This window comes from Nitrospirota bacterium, assembly GCA_040756155.1.
In the GTDB taxonomy this organism is placed as follows: domain Bacteria; phylum Nitrospirota; class Thermodesulfovibrionia; order JACRGW01; family JBFLZU01; genus JBFLZU01.
In genome coordinates this window covers 1-4,144 of sequence record JBFLZU010000007.1, presented here as the reverse complement: position 1 = coordinate 4,144, position 4,144 = coordinate 1, and the positions used below count along the sequence as shown (strand labels likewise).

Below are 4,144 nucleotides of genomic sequence, written 5' to 3'. Positions count from 1 at the left end.
AGTGCATCCCATTCAGGATGAGTCTTTCCAAGATGAGACATCAACATATTACGTGCTGATATCCATATATTGAACCCAATATGGATTCTCTCGGCAGGTGTCTTATGCCTCAAAACATCTGCCATAGTATCATCAATAACTTCAATCTGTCTTTTATCCAAACTCATAATCCTTTAAAATTTTACTACACCCATATATTTAACAGTGTCGGCAAGGCCGACAGTATTTTTATCATTTCTTAACTTATTATCTCAAATTATACCATCCAGTAGTGACATCCGGGGTCACTTTCGTGGGGACTTTTTATAGAGAGATGAAATCTTTCTTGCCTCTTTCTTTACCTCTTTTGCCAGACTCTGAGGTTTTATTACTTTTGCCCCTGAGCCAAAACTCAGAATCCATGCCTTAAGTTCCACCGTATCTGCAACCATGAGAGACATAACTATCTTCCCATCACCAAGTTCTTTTATCTTCTGTGTAGGATGCCATATCTTCTCTTTTACCCACCTTGCTGTATCTGCCTCAAATAGGACCTCTACTTCTACACGCTCGCCTCTTATAACACCGAAGCATCCATCCATATATTCCTCAAAAGAGAAATCAAGAGGCTTCTGATATGTGTTCTCTGTGAGCGTTATGTCTCTGATTCTGTCCACCGCAAAAGTCCTTATCTCTTTTCTCTGGTGACAATAGGCTATAAGATACAGTGATCCGCTATAGTACCATATCTTGTAGGGATCAACCTCTCTCCTGGTCTCCTGGTTTTGACTCAGGGAAAAGTACCTTATCTTTATACACCTCTGCTTCTGTATCGCCTGTGTAATCGTATCTATTATCATTTTATGGCTTCTATAATCCTTGTAAGGGGGGATACCTGCTGCATAATGTTCGAGGGTATAGGTAAGATGAGAGATGGTATTATGAGGGACAATTGATCTTATCTTACCATAGAGTGATTCTATCGCATCTTTAAACTGTGTCCCTTCAAGAGGTTTAAGGAGGTCTCTCCCCATGTATAATGCGATGAGTTCAGTTGGCGTAAGGGGCAAAGAGGGTATGTTTTTAAATGATTCAAGGAGTCTCCAGCGAACTCTGTTGTTAATCCGCTCTGAATATAGAGGGAAACCAGCAGACTGCAATGCCTCAAGGTCTCTTCGTATGGTTCTCTCACAGCACTCGTAGTCTGGATGTATCTCACCCATGAGTTCAGAGATGCTTAGTGCCTCTCGGGATTCAAGAAGTCTTAAGATGTGCCACTGGCGTATGACCTGGTCATTTCTCGACATATTTATTCCCAGAACTATTCTACTTAACTATATAGCCTATTTTATTGAAAATCAACAGATTTATAAATATAATCTTAATATGATAATACTTGCAATAGAAACCTCTACGATGACAGGAAGCATAGCAATTATGTCTGAAACTGGTTTAATAGCCGAGACCACCCTTAATGTAAAAGCAACACATTCTGAGGGTCTCATGATTGCTATAGAGAAAATCCTTAATAGCTCAAAATATTCCCTGAGTGATGTGGATGCCTTTTCTGTATCCATTGGTCCTGGCTCATTTACAGGACTGAGGGTAGGGTTAAGCACGATTAAAGGATTGGCTTATGCTACAGGGAAGCCGGTTGTTGCTGTGCCTACGCTTGATGCCTTTGCATCAAGGCTTTCTATGTGTTCATATCTCGTGTGTCCCATGCTCGATGCAAGAAAGAAAGAGGTATATACCGCACTTTACAGGTTTAATGACAGGACAATGGTAAAGATAATAGAGGATACGGCAATCTCACCAGAGGCTCTGTTGTCCCATATAAAAGAGAAAACCGTTTTTCTTGGTGATGGCGCAATAATATACAGGGATTTGATTATAGAAAAACTCGGGGATATGGCTCTCTTTGCTCCTCTCCCAATGCAGATTCCATCAGCTGCTACTGTGGCTGAAATGGGGATAAAGATGTTAAAGGCTGGGGAGGTATCTGAGATAAACTCACTGGTCCCAAGGTATATAAGAAAATCTGAAGCAGAGTTAAAATGGGAGAAGAGATAATCATAGAGCCCATGAGGGAAGAGGATATCAAAGAGGTGATGCAGATAGAAAGGGCATCTTTTTTATCACCATGGTCAGAGGGTGCATTCCTTTATGAACTTAAGAGGAATGCAGGTATATCTTATTCCTCTGTAGCGAGAACAGGCAAAAAGGTAGTAGGGTACGTGTGTTTCTGGATACTCTTTGATGAGGCACACCTCATGAATCTTGCTGTTCACCCAGATTTCAGGAATATGGGAATCGGGAGGAAACTTATTCAATTTGCTATAGATATAGCACGTCAGAGAGATGTTTCCAGGATTATCCTCGAGGTCAGAGGGTCTAACGCTATTGCAAAACATCTTTATGAGAAGTTCGGATTCAAAACGGTCTCTATAAGAAAGAAGTATTATGAGACGCCGATTGAGGACGCTTTGTTGATGGAGTTGAAGCTTAACCCCGTTAGAAAGAACGGGGCTTTCTAACGGGGTAAAAACCTCTTGCAATACTTAAGAAAATAGGTTAGATTATCAATAATTTCAGAAAAGGATGGGAAAATGATTGTATGGATGAGCTCAATGGGCTCCGTAAAAAGATCGATGAGATTGATTCAGAGATACTAAGGCTTCTAAACAGGCGTGCAGAAACAGTTATATCTATCGGTAAAATAAAAGAAAATGAGAATGTCAGATTTCATTCCCCTGAGAGAGAAAGAGAGATACTCGATAGGTTAGAAAAGCTCAATACAGGTCCATTTCCGAACAGTGCCATTAAGTCAGTTTATCGTGAGATACTGTCAGCATCCCTTTCATTAGAACAACCTCTCAGAGTTGCTTATTTTGGTCCAAAAGCTACATTCACCCATCTCGCAGCTATGCAACAGTTCGGTTCTTCCACTGAGTATATCCCAGAAGCAGGCATAAAAGAGGTATTCGATGAGGTGGAGCGGGAGAATGTGGATTACGGGGTAGTTCCTATCGAGAATTCCACAGAAGGGGTTGTCAGTTATACACTCGATATGTTTATAGACTCTGGACTCAAAATAGCAGCAGAGATTATGTTAGAGGTAGTTCATAATCTACTTTCAAAAATGGATCGTAGAGATAAGATTTATAAGGTATATTCCAATCCTCAAGCGATGGCACAATGCAGGAGATGGGTTGAAAACAACCTGAAGAATATCTCAATAGTTGAGGCATCAAGCACAGCAAAGGCTGCTGAGATGGCTGCAGATGACCCCTCTTCTGGAGCAATTGCAAGTGAACTCGCAGCAAAGATTTACGGGCTTAATATACTGGAAAGGAGGATAGAAGACAACCTGAATAACTATACCAGATTCCTTGTTATATCCAAAAAATATCCAGGCAAAAGCGGTAAAGATAAGACATCTATAATGTTCTCAATAAAAGACAGGGTAGGGGCATTATACAGCATCCTCAGACCATTTGCAGAGCATCAGATAAACCTCACAAAGATTGAATCAAGACCCTCAAAGAGGAAGGCATGGGAGTATTTCTTCTTTGTTGACATGAATGGACACATAGAGGATGAAGATGTGAGGGCTGCGATAGATGAGGTAAAGGATGAGTGTCTTTTTCTAAAAGTTTTAGGTTCTTATCCGCAGGCATCTGATTAGGTATATGCGGGAACTTATATCCGAAAATATAAAAACCATAGTACCTTATTCTCCTGGTAAGCCTATAGAAGAGCTTGAGAGGGAACTTGGGATAAAAGATTCTATAAAACTTGCGTCTAATGAGAATCCACTCGGTCCTTCACCGAAGGCGATAGAGGCTGTCTCATCTATCCTGAAGGATGCTCATCGTTACCCTGACGGAAGTTGTTACTATCTGAAGGAAGCTCTCGCAAGGAAGATGGGTGTAAGGACTTCAGAGATAATTCTTGGTAATGGTTCAAACGAGATTATTGAGATTGTTGTCAGAACATTTCTTCTTCCTGAAGATGAAGCGATTATGGCACATCCTTCATTTGTGGTTTATTCAACAATCGTTCAGGCAGCAGGTGGCAGGAGCATACTAGTCCCCCTAAAGAAAGGACGGCACGACTTAGAGACTATGGCATCAAAGATAACCAGTTCTACAAAGTTGGTCTT

At 40.9% G+C, this 4,144-nt stretch carries 5 protein-coding genes; 4 read left to right on the top strand and 1 reads right to left on the bottom strand.

What is annotated here, in order from left to right; translation table 11 throughout:
• Positions 1–284: 284 nt before the first annotated feature.
• Complete coding sequence (locus AB1488_00695) at positions 285–1,286, bottom strand: transcriptional regulator (GenBank protein MEW6408617.1); 1,002 nt, start codon at positions 1,284–1,286, stop codon at positions 285–287.
• 79 nt (positions 1,287–1,365) lie between these two features.
• On the opposite strand from AB1488_00695, the gene tsaB reads away from it, so the two are divergent.
• The 4 genes from tsaB to AB1488_00675 all read left to right on the top strand — a co-directional run.
• The gene (gene tsaB, locus AB1488_00690) at positions 1,366–2,052 is read left to right on the top strand and encodes a tRNA (adenosine(37)-N6)-threonylcarbamoyltransferase complex dimerization subunit type 1 TsaB (protein ID MEW6408616.1); all 687 of its coding nucleotides are present in this window, start codon (positions 1,366–1,368) and stop codon (positions 2,050–2,052) included.
• Positions 2,037–2,516 carry a ribosomal protein S18-alanine N-acetyltransferase gene (rimI, locus tag AB1488_00685; protein MEW6408615.1) on the top strand — a complete coding sequence of 160 codons (480 nt, stop codon included), beginning with the start codon at positions 2,037–2,039 and terminating at the stop codon, positions 2,514–2,516. The genes tsaB and rimI overlap by 16 nt, the downstream gene beginning before the upstream one ends.
• Positions 2,517–2,596: 80 nt before the next feature.
• Positions 2,597–3,667: a prephenate dehydratase gene (gene pheA / locus AB1488_00680; GenBank protein MEW6408614.1), complete on the top strand. Its 1,071-nt coding sequence runs from the start codon at positions 2,597–2,599 to the stop codon at positions 3,665–3,667.
• 4 nt (positions 3,668–3,671) lie between these two features.
• Positions 3,672–4,144: aminotransferase class I/II-fold pyridoxal phosphate-dependent enzyme (locus AB1488_00675; GenBank protein MEW6408613.1), on the top strand; the 473-nt coding region annotated here is incomplete at its 3' end.